The sequence below is a fragment of the Pseudonocardia sp. genome, assembly GCF_050246655.1.
Classification (GTDB): domain Bacteria; phylum Actinomycetota; class Actinomycetes; order Mycobacteriales; family Pseudonocardiaceae; genus Pseudonocardia.
This window is the reverse complement of the sequence record NZ_JBFWVQ010000070.1, coordinates 1-16051: the sequence shown is the minus strand read 5'-3', so window position 1 is coordinate 16051 and position 16051 is coordinate 1. Positions and strand designations below refer to the sequence as shown.

Annotated in this window: 18 protein-coding genes; 9 read left to right on the top strand and 9 right to left on the bottom strand. The window is 74.1% G+C overall.

Going from position 1 to position 16051, the window contains the following annotated elements; genetic code table 11:
• Positions 1-24: 24 nt before the first annotated feature.
• The gene (locus AB7J25_RS20425; protein WP_428511187.1) at positions 25-684 is read right to left on the bottom strand and encodes a hypothetical protein; all 660 of its coding nucleotides are present in this window, start codon (positions 682-684) and stop codon (positions 25-27) included.
• Complete coding sequence (locus AB7J25_RS20420) at positions 681-1418, bottom strand: hypothetical protein (protein WP_428511186.1); 738 nt, start codon at positions 1416-1418, stop codon at positions 681-683. Before AB7J25_RS20420 ends, AB7J25_RS20425 begins: the two co-directional genes overlap by 4 nt.
• Positions 1419-1540: 122 nt before the next feature.
• On the opposite strand from AB7J25_RS20420, the gene tsaA reads away from it, so the two are divergent.
• From tsaA to AB7J25_RS20400, 4 genes are read left to right on the top strand one after another with little or no spacing between them, the layout of a single operon-like run.
• Positions 1541-2071 (top strand): tRNA (N6-threonylcarbamoyladenosine(37)-N6)-methyltransferase TrmO, encoded by a 531-nt coding sequence (gene tsaA, locus AB7J25_RS20415; protein ID WP_428511185.1) that lies wholly within the window; start codon positions 1541-1543, stop codon positions 2069-2071.
• A 17-nt stretch (positions 2072-2088) separates the two neighbouring features.
• The gene (locus AB7J25_RS20410) at positions 2089-2292 is read left to right on the top strand and encodes a hypothetical protein (protein ID WP_428511184.1); all 204 of its coding nucleotides are present in this window, start codon (positions 2089-2091) and stop codon (positions 2290-2292) included.
• Positions 2293-2321: 29 nt separating this feature from the next.
• Complete coding sequence (locus tag AB7J25_RS20405) at positions 2322-3014, top strand: M24 family metallopeptidase (protein ID WP_428511183.1); 693 nt, start codon at positions 2322-2324, stop codon at positions 3012-3014.
• Between the two features lie 41 nt (positions 3015-3055).
• Entirely contained in the window at positions 3056-3886 is an 831-nt protein-coding gene (locus AB7J25_RS20400; RefSeq protein ID WP_428511182.1) for an SDR family oxidoreductase, read from the top strand.
• Between the two features lie 12 nt (positions 3887-3898).
• Here the strand turns inward: AB7J25_RS20400 and AB7J25_RS20395 are convergent, their stop codons facing one another.
• From AB7J25_RS20395 to AB7J25_RS20380, 4 genes are all read right to left on the bottom strand, one after another.
• Positions 3899-5023 (bottom strand): sulfate/molybdate ABC transporter ATP-binding protein, encoded by a 1125-nt coding sequence (locus AB7J25_RS20395; RefSeq protein WP_428511181.1) that lies wholly within the window; start codon positions 5021-5023, stop codon positions 3899-3901.
• Entirely contained in the window at positions 5020-5793 is a 774-nt protein-coding gene (locus AB7J25_RS20390) for an ABC transporter permease (RefSeq protein ID WP_428511199.1), read from the bottom strand. The genes AB7J25_RS20395 and AB7J25_RS20390 overlap by 4 nt, the downstream gene beginning before the upstream one ends.
• A 62-nt stretch (positions 5794-5855) precedes the next feature.
• Positions 5856-6626, bottom strand: coding sequence for a molybdate ABC transporter substrate-binding protein (gene modA / locus AB7J25_RS20385; RefSeq protein ID WP_428511180.1), 771 nt, complete (start codon positions 6624-6626; stop codon positions 5856-5858).
• Positions 6623-7027: a TOBE domain-containing protein gene (locus AB7J25_RS20380; protein WP_428511179.1), complete on the bottom strand. Its 405-nt coding sequence runs from the start codon at positions 7025-7027 to the stop codon at positions 6623-6625. Before AB7J25_RS20380 ends, modA begins: the two co-directional genes overlap by 4 nt.
• A gap of 69 nt (positions 7028-7096) precedes the next feature.
• Here AB7J25_RS20380 and AB7J25_RS20375 point away from each other — a divergent pair, with 69 nt between their 5' ends.
• The 5 genes from AB7J25_RS20375 to AB7J25_RS20355 all read left to right on the top strand — a co-directional run bounded on the left by AB7J25_RS20375 (position 7097) and on the right by AB7J25_RS20355 (position 12027).
• The gene (locus tag AB7J25_RS20375) at positions 7097-8305 is read left to right on the top strand and encodes an acyl-CoA dehydrogenase family protein (protein ID WP_428511178.1); all 1209 of its coding nucleotides are present in this window, start codon (positions 7097-7099) and stop codon (positions 8303-8305) included.
• A 128-nt stretch (positions 8306-8433) separates the two neighbouring features.
• On the top strand, positions 8434-9495 hold the full coding sequence (moaA, locus tag AB7J25_RS20370) for a GTP 3',8-cyclase MoaA (protein ID WP_428511177.1): 1062 nt from the start codon (positions 8434-8436) through the stop codon (positions 9493-9495).
• Between the two features lie 87 nt (positions 9496-9582).
• Positions 9583-9843, top strand: coding sequence for a MoaD/ThiS family protein (locus tag AB7J25_RS20365; RefSeq protein WP_428511176.1), 261 nt, complete (start codon positions 9583-9585; stop codon positions 9841-9843).
• A gap of 76 nt (positions 9844-9919) precedes the next feature.
• Positions 9920-11458 carry an HD domain-containing phosphohydrolase gene (locus AB7J25_RS20360; protein WP_428511175.1) on the top strand — a complete coding sequence of 513 codons (1539 nt, stop codon included), beginning with the start codon at positions 9920-9922 and terminating at the stop codon, positions 11456-11458.
• Between the two features lie 155 nt (positions 11459-11613).
• The gene (locus tag AB7J25_RS20355; RefSeq protein ID WP_428511174.1) at positions 11614-12027 is read left to right on the top strand and encodes an ester cyclase; all 414 of its coding nucleotides are present in this window, start codon (positions 11614-11616) and stop codon (positions 12025-12027) included.
• A gap of 27 nt (positions 12028-12054) precedes the next feature.
• On the opposite strand, the gene AB7J25_RS20350 is transcribed toward AB7J25_RS20355, so the two are convergent.
• The 3 genes from AB7J25_RS20350 to AB7J25_RS20340 all read right to left on the bottom strand — a co-directional run bounded on the left by AB7J25_RS20350 (position 12055) and on the right by AB7J25_RS20340 (position 15856).
• Entirely contained in the window at positions 12055-12945 is an 891-nt protein-coding gene (locus AB7J25_RS20350) for an SAM-dependent methyltransferase (RefSeq protein ID WP_428511173.1), read from the bottom strand.
• A 3-nt stretch (positions 12946-12948) separates the two neighbouring features.
• Positions 12949-14769, bottom strand: a complete 1821-nt coding sequence (locus AB7J25_RS20345) for a glycoside hydrolase family 15 protein (RefSeq protein ID WP_428511172.1) — start codon at positions 14767-14769, stop codon at positions 12949-12951.
• 61 nt (positions 14770-14830) lie between these two features.
• A complete protein-coding gene (locus tag AB7J25_RS20340; RefSeq protein WP_428511171.1) occupies positions 14831-15856 on the bottom strand; it encodes a P1 family peptidase in 1026 nt (341 codons plus the stop codon).
• Positions 15857-16051: the final 195 nt, after the last annotated feature.

The window sequence follows — 16051 nt, the reverse complement described above, 5'->3', positions numbered from 1 at the left end:
ACCGCGCACGCCGGCGGGACACCCTCAGATGGGGTGTCCCTCCGGACGGTCCGCGAGCTGCGGTGATGCACCGCGCAAGGCGGCCGCGGCGCGCGCGACGAGCGCCCGGAACGCGGGTGTCGTCGTCGCGCTCGGGCCGCAGACGATCCGCACCTCGTCGGCCATCCGCGGCAGCGCCACCGGTCCGATCCCGGCAGCGGCCGGGTAGCCGAGCTGGCGCACGCGCAGGTACTGCCCGAACCGCACGCCCGCCGCGCCGATCAGGTGGGTCCGCCCGAGCGCCTCGGCGACGGCCGTCCCCGCCGCGAGCACCCGCGCTCCGAACGCCCCGGTGCGCCGCCGCGGATCGACGGCCCACCCCGAGCCTTCCCAGACCGCGCCGCGGTGGGTCCCGGCTCCGGCGAGGATCTCGTCGACCCGCTCGCGGCCGAGGAGCCGGTCGCAGAACGCCCGGTCGGTCGCGTCGAGCAGGAGCAGGCGCAGGGTGCCGACGATCCGGCCGTCCGCGGACGCGACGACGTGATGGGCGTGCTCGTCGATCGGGTCGGGGTCCGCGAACCGCCCGTCAGCGGTGCGGAAGGTGGGGCGCCGCCCGCCGTCGTGGAGCACGCGGGCGCGAAAGGTCCGGATGCCGTCCAGGGGCCCGCCGGGGGCCTGCACCGACCACTCCAGGTGAGGTGTCACGCGCGCGCGGAGGCCAACCGCTCGGCGCAGTCCAGGCAGGCGTCGAGGTAGTCGCCGTACGCGGCGAGCGCGGCCGTGCCGGCGGTGACGAGCGGCGCGAGGAGGTCGGGGCGGGCGTCGAGGAGCCGGCCGAGCTGGCGGCGGTTGAAGTGGGCGTGGCCGACGTCGAGCTCGACGTGGTCGGTGAGGAAGCTCAGCTCGGCCACCACCTCCGGCCCGAGGACCGCACCGACCGTCTCGACCAGGCCGGGGCCGATCCGCACCGAGAGCAGCTCGATCTCGTTCTCGATCGCGAGCTGGGCATGGGGTGCCGGACCGGCGATGACGTCCTCGTGCAGGCCGCGGTAGCGCCGCACCGGTTCCGTCGGCGGCCGCCCGAGCAGCTCCGCCGTGTCGAGCGGGCTGTGGGTCGCGTTCCACCGTGCGACGAGCCGGTCCAGGTCCGCGAGCATCAGCAGGTGATGGTCGGCCTCGGCCGATGCGTGCGCGTCGAGCGCGCGCCCGAGCCAGGCGTCCCCGGCCCGTGTGACGGCCCTGCCGGCACGCCGGATCCAGCCCTCGACCGGCTCGGTCATCGCGACACCGAGCGCGCAGTGGTGGATCCAGAACGCCAGCAGCACGTCCGCGGGCGTCGCTGGATCGGTCAGCCTGCGGACGGAGCGACGCGCGTCGTGCCCTGCCCGCACGGGGGTGAGGGCACGCTCGTAGTCGGCCAGCAGCGGCGGATCGTCCATCGTGGTTCCCGTCGTCGTACGGCTGTCGGGGTCGGGACGCTAAGAAGGCGGCGGCGGCGGCCGACACCCTCAGGTGGGGTGACCCCGGCCGCCCGGACGCGGAGACCGACGAGAGGAACGGGATGCGAACACCGGCGGGGCTGCAGGTCGTGGGGCACGTCCGGGGCGCGCGGACGGACCCGGCGGCCACGCCGATCCAGACGCTGCGCAACCCCGCCGAGGAGGCGGTGGTGGAGATGCTGCCGGAGTACGCGGCCGGGCTGGAGGGCCTGGAAGGGTTCGACCACGCCTGGCTGCTCACGTGGTTGGACCGGGCCGAAGCACCGGCCGCCGACCTGCGGGTCGTGCCGTTCCTGCTCGGCCACACCGGCGAGCGGGTCGGGGTGTTCGCCACCCGCCACCCCGCCCGGCCGAACCCGATCGGGCTGAGCGTCGTGCGGGTCCTGCGCGTCGAGGGCCACCGGCTGCACTTCGCGGGGGTCGACGTGTGCGACGGGACGCCGGTGCTCGACGTGAAGCCGTGGGAGCAGCACCTCGACATCCCCGGCTACGCCGCCGGGTTCGGCGCCGTCGCCGCGATCCGGGGCGGCTGGTACCAGCGGTCCGGGGCGGCGGGGCGCCCGCAGGTGCTGCCCGAGGTACCGGAACCCTGAGGATCCCCGACCCGCCGATGCGGCCTCTATCCTCACACCATGTCGCGGATACGGATATTTCTCCTTGCTCGCCGGACTTCGGCAACCGCGGCATCCTGCTCGCCGTCACCCAGGACGGTGCCGACCTCACCCGCCCGCGACTGGTCGTCCCCGGCGACGTGAAGGGCGGCCGCTACGTGAGCGACATCGTCCAGCTGCACATCACCCGCACGGCCCCGTGACCGACCCCGGGCGTGCCAGCATGGACGGCGTGAGCACCGACGAGGGCGCCCGCGCGGAGAACCTGCTGGCGGCACAGGCCAAGGCCGAGGAGCTGTTCGCCGAGGTGGAGCGCCGTGGGCTCGTGGCGCCGGGCGAGCGGGAGTCCGTCGTCAGCGCGCAGGTACGCGACCTCGGCGCGGAGCTGTTCGGCACGGACAGGCACTGGCACAAGCGCGTGGTCCGGTCCGGGCCGAACACGCTGCGGCCGTACCGTGACAACCCGCCGGACCGCGTGATCACGGCCGACGACATCGTCTTCCTCGACCTCGGCCCGATCTTCGCGGAGTGGGAGGCCGACTTCGGGCGCACGTTCGTCCTCGGCGACGACCCGGTGAAGCACCGCCTGCGCGACGACCTCCTCCCGATCTTCGAGGCCGGGCGGGCCCACTTCGCCGCGCATCCCGACATCACCGGCGCGGAGCTCTACGCCCACGTGGTCGGCCTCGCGGAGGCCGCGGGCTGGGAGTTCGGCGGCCAGCACAGCGGGCACCTCGTCGGCGAGTTCCCGCACGAGCTCGTCGACGGCGCGCGGATCGAGAGCTACATCGCGCCCGGCAGCGACCACCCGATGCGCCGCACGGACCGCGCAGGCCGGCAGTGCCACTGGATCCTGGAGATCCACCTGGTGGACCGCGCGCGGGAGATCGGCGGCTTCCACGAGCAGCTGCTCACTCTGGGGTGATCCCGGGGAATGGCCGGGCGGCGCGCGTGGTCGATAGGGACATGAGCACGAGGACCTGGTTCATCACCGGCGCATCGCGCGGCTTCGGCCGCGAGTGGACCATCGCCGCACTGGAGCGCGGGGAGAACGTCGCCGCCACCGCCCGCGACACCGCAACGCTCGACGACCTGGCGGACCGCTACGGCGACCGGTTCCTGCCACTGCAGCTCGACGTCACCGACCGGGCGGCGGTCTTCGCGGCCGTGACCGCCGCCCACGACCAGTTCGGGCGGCTCGACGTCGTCGTCAACAACGCGGGGTACGGGCAGTTCGGGATGGTCGAGGAGCTCTCCGAGGCCGACGCCCGCGACCAGATCGAGACCAACCTGTTCGGCGCGCTGTGGGTCACCCAGGCCGCGCTGCCCTACCTGCGGGAGCAGGGATCGGGCCACATCCTGCAGGTGTCGTCGATCGGCGGTATCAGCGCCTTCCCGAACATCGGCATGTACCACGCGTCGAAGTGGGCGCTGGAGGGACTCTCGCAGTCGCTGGCGCAGGAGGTCGCGCAGTTCGGCGTCCACGTCACCCTCATCGAGCCCACCGGCTACTCGACGGACTGGGGTGGCTCGTCGGCACGCCACGCCGCGCCGAACCCGGCCTACGACGCCTTCCGCGAGCAGGTGCAGAGGGCGCGAGCGGCACGGGTCGGCACGCCCGGCGATCCGGCCGCCACGTCGGACGCGGTGCTGAAGATCGTCGAGGCGGACGAGCCGCCGCTGCGGGTCTTCTTCGGCGACGGTCCGCTGGCCGTCGCGACGGCGGACTACGAGTCGCGGCTTGCGCAGTGGCGGGAGTGGGAGCCGGTGTCCGTCGCCGCGCACGGCAGGAGCTGAGTCACCGCGACCTCACCGCGACGTGGGGTGCACCGCCACCTCGGTCGCCTTCACCACGAACCACACCCGCGCCCCCGGCTCGACGGCGAGATCGGCGACCGCGGCGGGCGTGACGTCGGCGGCGAGGCCGTCCACCCAGGACGGCCCGCCGGGCGGCGCCGCGGCCCGCAGCCGGACGATGTCCCCGCGCGGTTCGAGCGCCGCGAGCACCACCTCGACGGCGTTGCGAGGGCTGCCGCCGGGGCGGTCGAGGAAGACCGAGACGGCCGACGGCGGGAAGACCGCGACCGCGGGCTCGCCCTCGTGCAGGTCGATGTCGGCGCGGCCGGCGACGACGGTGCCGTCCGGCGCCAGCAGGCCACCGGGGCACGCCACGCCGGGGACGAGGTCGAGACCCGCGATCCGCGCGGTGAACGCGTTGCGCGGCCGGGCGAGGACGTCGCGGACCGGCCCCTCCTCGACCACCCGCCCCGCCGTCAGGACGACGACCCGGTCGGCGAGCACCAGCGCGTCCAGCGCGGAGTGCGTGACGAGCAGCGCCGTCTGCTTTCCGTCCCGGATCACGCGCCGCAGCAGCGCCCGCATCGCCGGCGTGACGTCGACGTCGAGCGCGGCGAGCGGCTCGTCGAGCAGCAACAGCCCGGGGGCGGGCGCGAGCGCGCGGGCCAGCGCCACCCGCTGCTGCTGGCCACCGGACATCCGGGCCGGGCGCCGGTCCGCCAGCTCCGCGACGTCGACGGCGGCGAGCAGCTCGCGGGCGCGCTCCTCGGCCTCGCGTTTCGGCACGCCGTGCGCGCGGGGCCCGAACGCGACGTTCGCGAGCGCCGTGAGGTGCGGGAACAGCAACGCCTGCTGGGCGAGCAGGCCGACGCCGCGCAGGTGCGGCAGGACGTGCATGTCGGTGGCCGCGTCGGTGATCTGCCGGTCCCCGACGCGCACCCAGCCCTCGTCGGGGCGGATCAGGCCGGCCAGCGCCCCGAGGACCGTGGACTTGCCGGAGCCGTTGGGTCCGAGGACCGCGAGGACCTCTCCCGGCTCGGCGGCGAGCGTGACGTCCAGGGTGAAGCCGGTCCGCCGCACGACGAGGCGGGCGTCGAGGCCGACCGGATCGGCGGGGCCGGTGTCGGGGCGGATCACACCCGGCCCTCCAGCGGCCGCGGCCGCGCGACCGCGATCACCACGATCGCCACCACGACGAGGAGGATCGACAGCGCGATGGCGGCGTCCACGTCGGTCTCCCGCTCGAGGTAGACGAGCAGCGGGAGCGTGCGCGTCGTGCCCTGCAGGGATCCGGCGAACGCGATGGTGGCCCCGAACTCGCCGAGGCAGCGGGCGAACGCGAGCACCGCGCCGGACGCGACGCCCGGCAGCACGAGCGGCACCGTGACCCGCCGGAACGTGAGCGCGGGCGAGGCGCCCAGCGTGGCCGCGACGGCCTCGTAGCGCTGCCCCGCCGTGCGCAGCGCCCCCTCCAGGCTGACGACGAGGAACGGCATCGCGACGAACGTCTGCGCGAGGATGACCGCGGTCGTCGTGAAGGGCAGCGTGATCCCGAACCAGGTGTTCAGCTCGCGGCCGACGAGCCCGGTGCGGCCGAGCAGGTAGAGCAGCGCGAGGCCACCGACGACGGGTGGCAGCACGAGCGGCAGCAGCACGACCGAACGCAGCAGGCGCATCCCGGGCAACCTGCCCCGGGCGAGGACGACGGCGAGCGGGCCGCCGAACACGATGCACAGCAGGGTGGAGATGCTCGCGGTGAGCAGGGACAGCCGCAGCGCGTCGAGCGCCGCCTCCGAGGTGAGCAGCTCGGGCAGCCGCAGCCAGTCCGCCCTGAGGCCGAGGCCGATGACGGGCAGGGCGATCAGGGTGAAGGCGATGATCGCGGGCGCCCACAGCACGGGCGGCAGCCCGACCTCCGTGTCGTGGTGGTCGGGCCGCCGCCGCGTGTCGATCCCCTCCGGGGCGACTGTCACGGCGTCCCGAAGCCGGCGGCCTCGAACACCTTCTTGCCCTGCTCACTGAGCACGAAGTCGACGAACTTCGTGGCTTCCTCGGGCTGGGGGGCGTTGGTCAGCGCGGCGATCGGGTACTCGTTCACGGCGTCCTGCGCCTCGGGGAAGGGCACGCCCTGGACGGCGGCGCCGGCGTCGATCACGTCGGTGGCGTAGACGACACCCGCATCGGCGTTGCCGGTGGTCACCTTGGCGAGAGTCGACTTGACGTCCGGCTCCTCGCTCACCGGGGTCAGCGTCACCCCGGTGGACTGCTCGATCTTCTCGGTGGCCGCGCCGCACGGCACCTGCGGTGCGCACACGACGACCGTCAGGCCCGGCTTCGCGAGATCGGCGAAGCCGGTGATGCCCTTCGGGTTGCCCGGCTGGGTGGCGATCTCCAGCACGTTGGTGACGAACACCTGCGGGTTCGTGGCCAGTCCCGCGTCGGTGACGGTCTTCATCGTCGACGTGTTCGCGGCGGCGAAGACGTCGGAGGGGCTGCCCTGGACGATCTGCTGGGCGAGATCGGAGGAGGCGCCGAAGTTGAGCGCGACCTTCACCCCGGGGTTGTCCGTCTCGAACTGCTTGCTCAGCTCGGTGAAGGTCGCCGTGAGCGACGCCGCGGCGGAGACGTTGAGCGTGACGGTCTCGGTGGGCGCGGGAGCGGCTGGCGCGGCCTGCTGCGCGGAACCGCAACCTGCGGCCGCGAGCAGTCCCGCGACGACAAGGACGAGGGCACGCTTCACGACTGGCCTCCTGGGGTCTCGACGACGACGGTGGTGGACTTGATCACGGCGACGGCGAGCGAGCCGGGCTGCAGGCCCAGCTCGCGCACGGCCTCGCTGCTCATGAGGGACACGACCCTGTGCGGCCCGCACTGCATCTCGACCTGCGCCATCACCCGGTCGCAGACGACGCTCGTGACGAGGCCGACGAGCCGGTTGCGCGCGGATCGCTTCACCCCGGACGGGTCGGGGGCCGCGTAGGCGTGGTCGCGGGCGATCTCGGCGAGCGCTGCGCCGTCGACGACCTTCCGGTTGGACGCGTCCGGCCAGGCGGGGAGCAGCCCGGAATCGACCCACCGGCGCACGGTGTCGTCGCTGACGCCCAGCAGGCGAGCTGCCTCGGCGATCCGGAACTGCGGCACGCCGGGCACTCTATGTCCGCATCTACGTTGTCCACCAGATCGGGTCCGAACTGTGATTGGCTGCGGTGCGTGGACTTCGAACCCAGCGCCGCGGCCACCGACTACACGAAGCGGATGCGAGCCTTCCTGGAGGAGAAGGTCGTCCCCGCCGAACCGGTCTACGAGGCGTGGCGAGCGCAACGGCGCGGCACCCCTGCGGAGTGGGACCACCCGCCGATCGTCGAGGAGCTCAAGGCCGAGGCCCGCTCGCGCGGGCTGTGGAACCTGTTCCTGCCGAGCATCTCCGGGTTGTCGAACCTCGAGTACGCGGCCGTCGCCGAGGTCTCCGGCTGGTCGCCAGTGATCGCGCCGGAGGCGATCAACTGCCAGGCGCCGGACACCGGCAACATGGAGACGCTGCACCTGTTCGGCACGCCCGAGCAGAAGGAGCAGTGGCTGCAGCCGCTGCTGGAGGGCACGATCCGCTCCGCGTTCGCGATGACGGAGCCCGCCGTCGCGTCGTCGGACGCCACGAACATCCAGTCGAGCATCCGCCGCGAGGGTGACGAGTACGTCGTCAACGGCACGAAGTGGTGGACCTCCGGCGCGGCGGACGCCCGTTGCGCGGTCTACATCTTCATGGGCAAGACCGACCCGCAGGCCCCCGGCCACCGGCAGCAGTCGATGATCCTGGTGCCCGCCGACACACCCGGCGTGACGGTGACGCGCAACCTGCCGATCTTCGGCTACCAGGACCAGCACGGGCACTGCGAGGTCGAGTTCTCCGACGTCCGGGTGCCGGCGTCGAACCTCCTGGCGAACGAGGGCGACGGCTTCATGATCGCCCAGGCGCGGCTGGGCCCGGGCCGGATCCACCACTGCATGCGGCTGATCGGGATGGCCGAGCGCGCGATCGAGCTGATGGTCCAGCGGTCGAAGGCACGCACCGCGTTCGGGGGGCCGCTGTCGGACCAGGGCGTGGTGCGCGAGCAGATCGCGCAGTCGCGCATCGAGCTGGAGCAGGCCCGGCTGCTGGTGCTCAAGACCGCGTGGCTGATCGACCGCGCCGGCAGCGCCAAGGGGGCCGCCACCGAGATCGCGGCGATCAAGGTCGTCTGCCCGCGGGTGGTCTGCGACATCATGGACCGCGCCATCCAGATCCACGGTGGCGGCGGCATGAGCGACGACTTCCCGCTCGCCTACTTCTACGTCTGGGCCCGCTGCCTCCGGCTGGCCGACGGGCCGGACGAGGTGCACCTGCGGTCGGTCGCGCGCGAGGAGCTCCGTCGGCACACCTGACCGATCGGAGAGGCGACAACTACGCAGACGCGGACCTGAGTGCGATCTTCACCCGCACCTGCGGTGATCATTCAGCATGACCCCCTGCCACTAGTCACAAGCGTCCTACCTGCGGTTACGCTGGCCACATGACGGCGACCGACCTCGGGCTCCCCGCTGTGCGCAGGCCTGCCGCCCACGACCCCGCACGCCCGGCGGACCACCGGCTGATCGACTCCTTCGGCCGCGTCGCGACCGACCTGCGCATCTCACTCACCGATCGGTGCAACCTGCGCTGCTCCTACTGCATGCCCGCCGAAGGTCTCGACTGGATGCCGCGCGGCGAGCAGCTGACCGACGACGAGCTGGTCCGGCTGATCAGGATCGCGGTCCGCGATCTCGGCGTCGAGGAGCTGCGGTTCACCGGTGGCGAGCCGCTGCTGCGCAGGGGACTGGACGGCATCATCGCCGCGGCCGCCATGCTGCGGCCGCGCCCGGACATCTCGCTCACCACGAACGCCGTCGGCCTCGCCCGGCGCGCCGCGGCGCTCGCCGCCGCCGGGGTGAACCGGCTCAACGTCTCCATGGACACCATCCGCCCGGAGCGGTTCGCGACGATCACCCGCAGGGACCGGCTGGCCGACGTCCTGGAGGGGCTCGCCGCGGCCCGCGCCGCCGGGCTGAACCCGGTGAAGATCAACAGTGTGCTGCTGCGCGGCGTGAACGACGACGAGGCGTGCGACCTGCTGGCCTTCGCCATCGCGAACGGCTACGAGCTGCGGTTCATCGAGCAGATGCCGCTGGACGCCCAGCACGGCTGGGAGCGCACGGAGATGGTCACCGCGGGCGAGATCCTGGAGCTGCTGCGGGAGCGCTTCACGCTCACCCCGGATCCCGTCGAGCGCGGCGGCGCCCCCGCCGAGCGGTGGCTGGTCGACGGCGGGCCCGCGGTGGTCGGGGTCATCGCCTCGGTCACCCGGCCGTTCTGCGGCGCCTGCGACCGCACCCGCCTCACCGCGGACGGCCAGGTCCGCTCGTGCCTGTTCGCCCGCACCGAGACCGACCTCCGGGCGCTGCTGCGCGGCGGCGCCTCGGACGGCGAGATCGCCGACACGTGGCGCCAGGCCATGTGGGCCAAGCTCGCGGGCCACGGCATCGACGACCCCGGGTTCCTGCAGCCGGACCGGCCGATGAGCGCGATCGGAGGCTGAGGCGATGGGGGTGTCCATGAGGATGACCCTGGGGGTCATGGGAGTACCGACGGGGACGTCGACGCGGGCGCGGACGCCGGTGCCACGATGACCGCCGTGACGATCGAGGTGCGCTACTTCGCCGCCGCCCGGGCGGCGGCAGGCATCGACTCCGAGAAGGTCGAGGTCGCCGACACCGCGACGGTGGCCGACCTGCTGCTCGCCGTGCGCGCGGCCCACGGCGAGGAGTTCGGCCGGGTGCTCGACCGGTGCAGCTTCCTGCTCGACGAGGTCGCCGTCCGCGACCAGGACACCCTGCTCGGGGCGGCGAGCGCGCTGGACGTGCTGCCACCGTTCGCGGGCGGCTGAGCCCGGATTCCGGGGGGCGCAACCGCTCCGGCCCGGGCCCCGCGCGCCGGTGGGCCGCGAGGCGCAGAATCCCGGCATGCCTGCTGCGCCGCCGACCCTGCCCCAGCTCGTGGGCGCGCTGGCGCTGGCCACGGATCTCGCGCTCGGGCATCCGCTGGAGCAGGGCCTGGGCGGGTGCCTCGTCGCCACCAGGGTGGCCGGACGGCTCGGCCTCCCGCCGACGGAGCGCGAGCACCTCTTCCACGTCTCGCTGCTGCGCCACATCGGCTGCACCACCGACAGCGCCGACATGGCCCGCCGGTTCGGCGACGAGCGCGGCCTCGGGGCGCACCTCGCGCCCCTGGTCGGCGCGAGTTCGGCCGAGTACGTGCGCGCGACCGCCCGGTTCGCCGTCTCCGGGAAGGCGCCCCTCGCCGCCGCGCACGCCCTGGCCCGCGCCTCGGTGGGGCTCGCCGGGCTGCCCGCGCTGACCCGGGCCATGTGCGAGGTCGCGACGGCGCTCGCGCGGCGGCTCGGGCTCGCCGACGAGGTCGTCACCGGCCTCGGCATGGTGGCCGAGCGCTGGGACGGCAAGGGCCTGCCGGGCACGGCCCGCGGCGCGCAGATCCCGCGGACGGTCCGGATCGCCCAGGTCGCCGACCTGGTCGCGGCGCTGCACGACCTCGGCCACGACGATCCCGGCGCCGTCCTCGCGCGGCGCAGCGGCACCGCGTTCGACCCCGAGGTCGTCGCCGCGGTCCGGGAGGATCTCGACGGGCTGCGCACCGCTCTCGACACCCCGTCGCGGTGGGACGACGTGCAGCGTCACGCTCCGGCCGCCGCGCCCCTGCAGGATGTCGCGCTGGACGCCGCGCTCGGGGTCGTCGCGGACTTCGTGGACCTCAAGAGCCCGTTCCTCGCCGGCCACTCCTGCGGGGTCGCCGCGCTCGCCCGCCGCGCCGCGGTGCACCTGCGGCTACCGGCCGCCGACGCCACCGACGTCCACCACGCCGGACTCGTGCACGATCTGGGGCGGGTCTCGGTGAGCACCGCGATCTGGGACAAGCCGGGCAGGCTCACCGCGGGCGAGTGGGAAGCCGTACGGCTGCACGCCTACCACACCGAACGCCTGCTCGGCCGCGTCCCGTACCTCGCCCGGCTGGGTGCCGTCGCCGCGGGTCATCACGAGCGCCTCGACGGATCCGGCTACCACCGCGGCGTCGCACCCGCGGGTCCTGCGGCCTGCCTGCTGGCCGCCGCCGACGCCTACCACGCGATGCGGGAGCCGCGCGCGCACCGCCCCGCGCTCGGTGCCGAGGCGGCGGCAGGCGCGCTGCGTGCGGAGGTGGTCTCGGGGCGGCTGGCCGGGGACGCCGCCGGCGCCGTGCTCGCCGCGGCCGGGCACCGGCCCGGCCTCGATGCCCGCCCGGCCGGGCTCACCGGGCGGGAGGTCGAGGTCCTGCGGCTGATCGCGCGCGGATCGTCCACCCGTGAGGTCGCCCGGGCGCTGCGCATCACCCCGAAGACCGCCGACAACCACATCCAGTCGATCTACGGCAAGGCCGGCGTGCGCAGCCGCGCCGCCGCCACCCTCTTCGCCATGCGGCACGGGCTCGTCGACCCGCTCGACGCGTAGTCGAAGCCCGGTCGCCGCCGTGTGTCGCCACCGTGTGTCGCCGCCGTGTGTCACCGCCGTGCGTCACCACCACGTAGGGAGAACTCCTCAGGCGCAGCACCCGCTCGCGGCGCGATTCTGACGGCCGCAACCCACACAGCCCGCGAGGAGCCCCGATGGACCCCACGACCCTCCCCACCCGTCTGTTCGCGATCATCAGCTCCGGTGCGCTCGACGAGCTCGACGCCCTGCTGCACCCGGAGTTCGTCTGCCACGGCCCGGCCGGCCGGGCTCTCGACGCCGACGGCCTGCGCGCCCTCGTCGCCGAGTTCCGCAGCGCCTTCCCCGACATGACGGTCGCCGCGCTCGACGTCGTCGCCGCGGGCGACCGGGTCGGCTGGCGCGTCGACGGCCACGGCACGCACACCGGCCCGTTCCTGGGGGTGGCGCCGACCGGACGGCGCGTGCGACTGCTCGGCGTCGATCTCGCGCGGGTGCAGGACGGGCGGGTGCGCGAGATGTGGTCGGGCGAGGACCTGGCCGGCGTGCTCATGCAGATCGGCGCGATCCCGGTCCCGACCCCGGCGTGACCGCGGGCGGGTGCTCGGTCAGTACGGCTACGGGCGGCGCCCGGCGACGAAGCCGATCGGCGCGTTCCAGGTCCGCTCGACGGCCCTGACGTCGGCGAATCCGGCGGAGCGCAGCAGCGCCGCGGCCTCGTCGGGGGCCCAGGGATGCCCGCCGGAGCGGATGATCCGCAGGTCCGTCACCGCCCGGGCCAGGGCGTCCGCAGCGGCGGCGTAGAGGCCGAACACGACCCAGCCGCCCGGCCGGAGCGCGCACAGCGTCGCCGCCAGCGCGGAGGGCACGACCGCGCGCGGCAGGAAGGGACCGGGCAGCCAGACGGCGTCGTAGGCGTCGCGGTCCGCGAGGTCCTGCACCCCCTGGGCACGCAGCACGACCCGCTCCCGCAGGCCCGCCTCGGCGACGTTCGCCGCCGCGAGCTCGAGCACCCGCGGCCAGAGGTCGATGCCCACGACGTGCAGGCAGGGGAACGTCCGGCACAGTGCCACCGCGAGCAGCCCGACCCCGGTCCCGACGTCGAGCACGGCCGCGCCGGGCGCCCGCAACCGGGCGGCAAGGTTGCCGAGGCCCGGGGAGACCTGCGCCAGCAGGTCCGCGACCAGCATCGACGCCCGCCCCTGGCTGCTGAGCAGCGCCGGGTCGTCCGGCTCCCAGCCGGGTGGGCGGTCCGGCCCCTCCACCAGCTCCTGCGCCTGCCGGAAGAACGCCCGGGAGAACCCCACCACCGGGCCCAGCTGGGCGGGCGCGAGATCGTCGAGGTCGCCGACGCCGAGGGCCGCGACCACATCGGCGAGCGCGGCCCGTACCTCCGGCGCCGGCTCGAGCCCCTCCGCCCGCACCCGGAGCTCTGCGGTGAGCGCAGCCAGCGCCTCGACCGACACGTTGAGCCGCTGCGTGGTCCCGACGAGATCGTCGAAGCCCACCGCTCAGCCCGTCCAGCCGGCATGCGAGAGCGACCGGTCGATCGCGTACGCCGCGCTGATCAGTCCGAGGTGGGTGAACGCCTGCGGGTAGTTGCCCAGGTGCTCGCCGTGCGGGCCGAGCTCCTCGGCGTAGAGGCCGAGGTGGTTGGCATAGCCGAGCATCTTCTCGAACAGGTAGCGCGCCTTCTGCACGTCACCGGAGCGCGCGACCACCTCGCAGTACCAGAACGAGCACATCGTGAACGTGCCCTCCTCGCCGGTGAGGCCGTCCGACGCCCCGCCCTCCTGGCGGTAGCGGTAGACCAGCGAGTCCGCGACGAGATCCGCGTCGATCGCGGCCAGCGTGGAGAGCCACTTCGGGTCGCTCGGGCTGATGAACCGCACCAGCGGCATGAGCAGGCACGACGCGTCCACCGTCTTCGAGCCCTTGTACTGCACGAACGTCTCCCGGTGCGGGTCCCAGAACTCGGTGAAGATCTCCCGGTAGATCGCGTCGCGCACGTCGTGCCAGCGCCCGCGGGGGTAGGGGAACGAGCGGCGGTCGCCCAGCCGGATCCCCCGGTCGACCGCGACCCAGCACATCAGCCGCGAGTAGAGGAACTGCTGGCGCCCGCCGCGGACCTCCCAGATCCCCTCGTCGGCGAGCTGCCAGTTCTCGCACACGTAGTCGACCAGGCGCACGAGGTTCTCCCAGAGGTCCGAGGAGATCAGCTCGCCGTACTTGTTGTAGAGGTACACCGAGTCCATCAGCTCGCCGTAGATGTCGAGCTGGAGCTGGTCGTAGGCGCCGTTGCCGACGCGCACCGGCGACGAGCGGCGGTAGCCCTCCAGGTGCTGCAGCGCCTCCTCGGTGAGCTTCTTGCGCCCGTCGTGGCCGTACATGATCTGCATGGAGCCGTCCGGGTTGAGATCCATGCAGCGATCGCAGATCCAGCGCATGAACGCCCCGGCCTCGTCGGTGTACCCGAGCCGGATGAGCCCGTAGAGGGTGAACGAGGCGTCGCGGATCCACGTGTAGCGGTAGTCCCAGTTGCGCTCGCCGCCGATCTCCTCGGGCAGCCCGAACGTGGGCGCGGCGACCAGCGAGCCGTGCGTCTGGCTGACCAGCAGCTTGAGCACCAGCGCGGAACGGTTGACGATCTCGCGCCAGCGCCCGGTGTAGCGGGAGCGCCCGATCCAGTTGCGCCAGAAGTTGACGGTGTCCTTGAACCACTCGGAGACCGAGTCCGGCCCGACGACCGACTCCATGCCGCCGGTGGCCTCCTCCAGCACGAACCCCGCCGTCTCGCCTGCGGCGAGCGTGAACTGCCCGACCGCGTCCCCGTCACGGATCTCCAGCGGCACCTCGTGGTGCAGCCGCAGGCATGTGCCCGCGTCGTCCCTGGCGGTGTAGAAGACCTGACCCTCCCGGGCGTGGGCGCTGTGCTCGGCACGGCCGTAGTCGAACCGGGGCGCGAACCGCACGTCGAACCGGACCCGGCCGCGCACGCACTTCACCCGCCGGACCAGCACCCGCGGGTGGTCGTGCGGGTAGATCCCGACCGGCATGAAGTCCGACACCTCGGCCACGCCGTCGTCGGAGAGCCAGCGGGTGATGAGGACGTTCGTGTCCGGTAGGTAGATCTGCTTCTGCGCCGACCCGGCCAGCTCCGGGGCGATCCGGAAGCGCCCGCCGCGTTCGGTGTCGAGCAGCGCCGCGAAGATCGTCGGCGAGTCGAACCGCGGGAACGACAGGAAGTCGATCGAGCCGTCCTTGCCGACCAGGGCGACCGTGTGCAGATCGCCGATCAGCCCGTAGTCCTCGATCGGCTGGTAGCCGGACATGGGTGCCTCCCCGTCGACGGGCCCGAGATTCACACATCCGGCGGGGCGGCGGGGAGATCCGTCACCCTGACAGCCCACCGGCGACGTCGCGATAGCTGCGGTAGGTACCCGCGGGTGTGCGCACGGTCGTCGCCGCGAGCAGCGCGTGCACCACGGCCCGGGCCACCACGTGCGCCGCGGCGGCCTGCAGCGCCGCCAGCGCGAGCAGGTCCGGCGCCGGACGGGCCGCGGTGGACATCGCGAAGACCGTGTCGCCGTCCATGACGGTGTGCACGGGGTCGAGCGCGCGGGCCAGGCCGTCGTGGCCCATCGCGGCGAGCCGGGCACAACCGGACTTGTCGAGTGTGACGTCGGTCGCGAGCACGGCGAGCGTGGTGGCGGTGCCGGGTTCCGTGGGGACGGCGCGGGCGGCCCGCAGCGCCGCCACCCCGGCCGCGTCCGGGTGCAGCTGGCCGAACTCGCCGTCCAGGGCGTACCGGGCGCCGTACGGCTCGCCGGTGGCGGGGTCGACGGCCGAGCCCGCGGCGTTGAGGACCACCAGGGCGGCGACCGTCGCGCCGTTGGTGCCGCTGCCGAGCACGGCGCTCGCGGTGCCGACGCCGCCCTTGAGCCCGCCGACGCGCGCACCCGTGCCGGCTCCGCACACGCCCTGGTGCACCGGGCCCGGACGGGCGGCGTCGCAGGCCGCCGCGCCGGTCGCCGCGGTGGGGCGGGCCGTGATGTCGCCGCCGCGGCCGAGGTCGAACACCACCGCCGCCGGCACGATCGGCACCACCCCGCCCGGCACCGCGAAGCCCTCCCCCGCGGCCTCCAGCCACGCCATCACCCCGTCGGCCGCGGCGAGGCCGTACGCGCTCCCGCCGGAGAGCACGACCGCGTTCACCCGCGGGACGACCGCGCCCGGGTGCAGCAGGTCGGTCTCCCGCGTGCCGGGCGCGGCCCCGCGCACCTCGACCCCGGCGGTGGCGCCGCCCGGCGGGGCGAGCACGACGGTGGTGCCCGAGAGCGCGCGCTCCCCGGTCAGCTCGGCGTGGCCCACCCGCAGGCCGTCGACGTCGGTGAGGGCGTTGTGCGGTCCGGGACGCATGCCTGCATCCTCACCCCCGCCGCGCCACCCACCCCGGCAGCCCCACCCACCCCGGCAACGAGCGGCGCGTTCGGGCCACGCAGGAGGACGAACGCGCCGCGCGGTGCGGCGGGGAGGGATGGGCGTACAGTCCACCCGGTCCGCCCGCACCTGCGCCACCGGCGCGCCGGCCCGGCAGGCCAGCCGCACCTCGAC

Bases quoted from the DNA above. Each gene is read 5' to 3' on its own strand.
- AB7J25_RS20420 (WP_428511186.1), bottom strand. From the start codon at position 1,418: ATGGACGATCCGCCGCTGCTGGCCGACTACGAGCGTGCCCTCACCCCC.
- tsaA (WP_428511185.1), top strand. From the start codon at position 1,541: ATGCGAACACCGGCGGGGCTGCAGGTCGTGGGGCACGTCCGGGGCGCG.
- AB7J25_RS20410 (WP_428511184.1), top strand. From the start codon at position 2,089: ATGCGGCCTCTATCCTCACACCATGTCGCGGATACGGATATTTCTCCT.
- AB7J25_RS20400 (WP_428511182.1), top strand. From the start codon at position 3,056: ATGAGCACGAGGACCTGGTTCATCACCGGCGCATCGCGCGGCTTCGGC.
- moaA (WP_428511177.1), top strand. From the start codon at position 8,434: ATGACGGCGACCGACCTCGGGCTCCCCGCTGTGCGCAGGCCTGCCGCC.
- AB7J25_RS20365 (WP_428511176.1), top strand. From the start codon at position 9,583: ATGACCGCCGTGACGATCGAGGTGCGCTACTTCGCCGCCGCCCGGGCG.
- AB7J25_RS20360 (WP_428511175.1), top strand. From the start codon at position 9,920: ATGCCTGCTGCGCCGCCGACCCTGCCCCAGCTCGTGGGCGCGCTGGCG.
- AB7J25_RS20355 (WP_428511174.1), top strand. From the start codon at position 11,614: ATGGACCCCACGACCCTCCCCACCCGTCTGTTCGCGATCATCAGCTCC.
- AB7J25_RS20345 (WP_428511172.1), bottom strand. From the start codon at position 14,769: ATGTCCGGCTACCAGCCGATCGAGGACTACGGGCTGATCGGCGATCTG.
- AB7J25_RS20340 (WP_428511171.1), bottom strand. From the start codon at position 15,856: ATGCGTCCCGGACCGCACAACGCCCTCACCGACGTCGACGGCCTGCGG.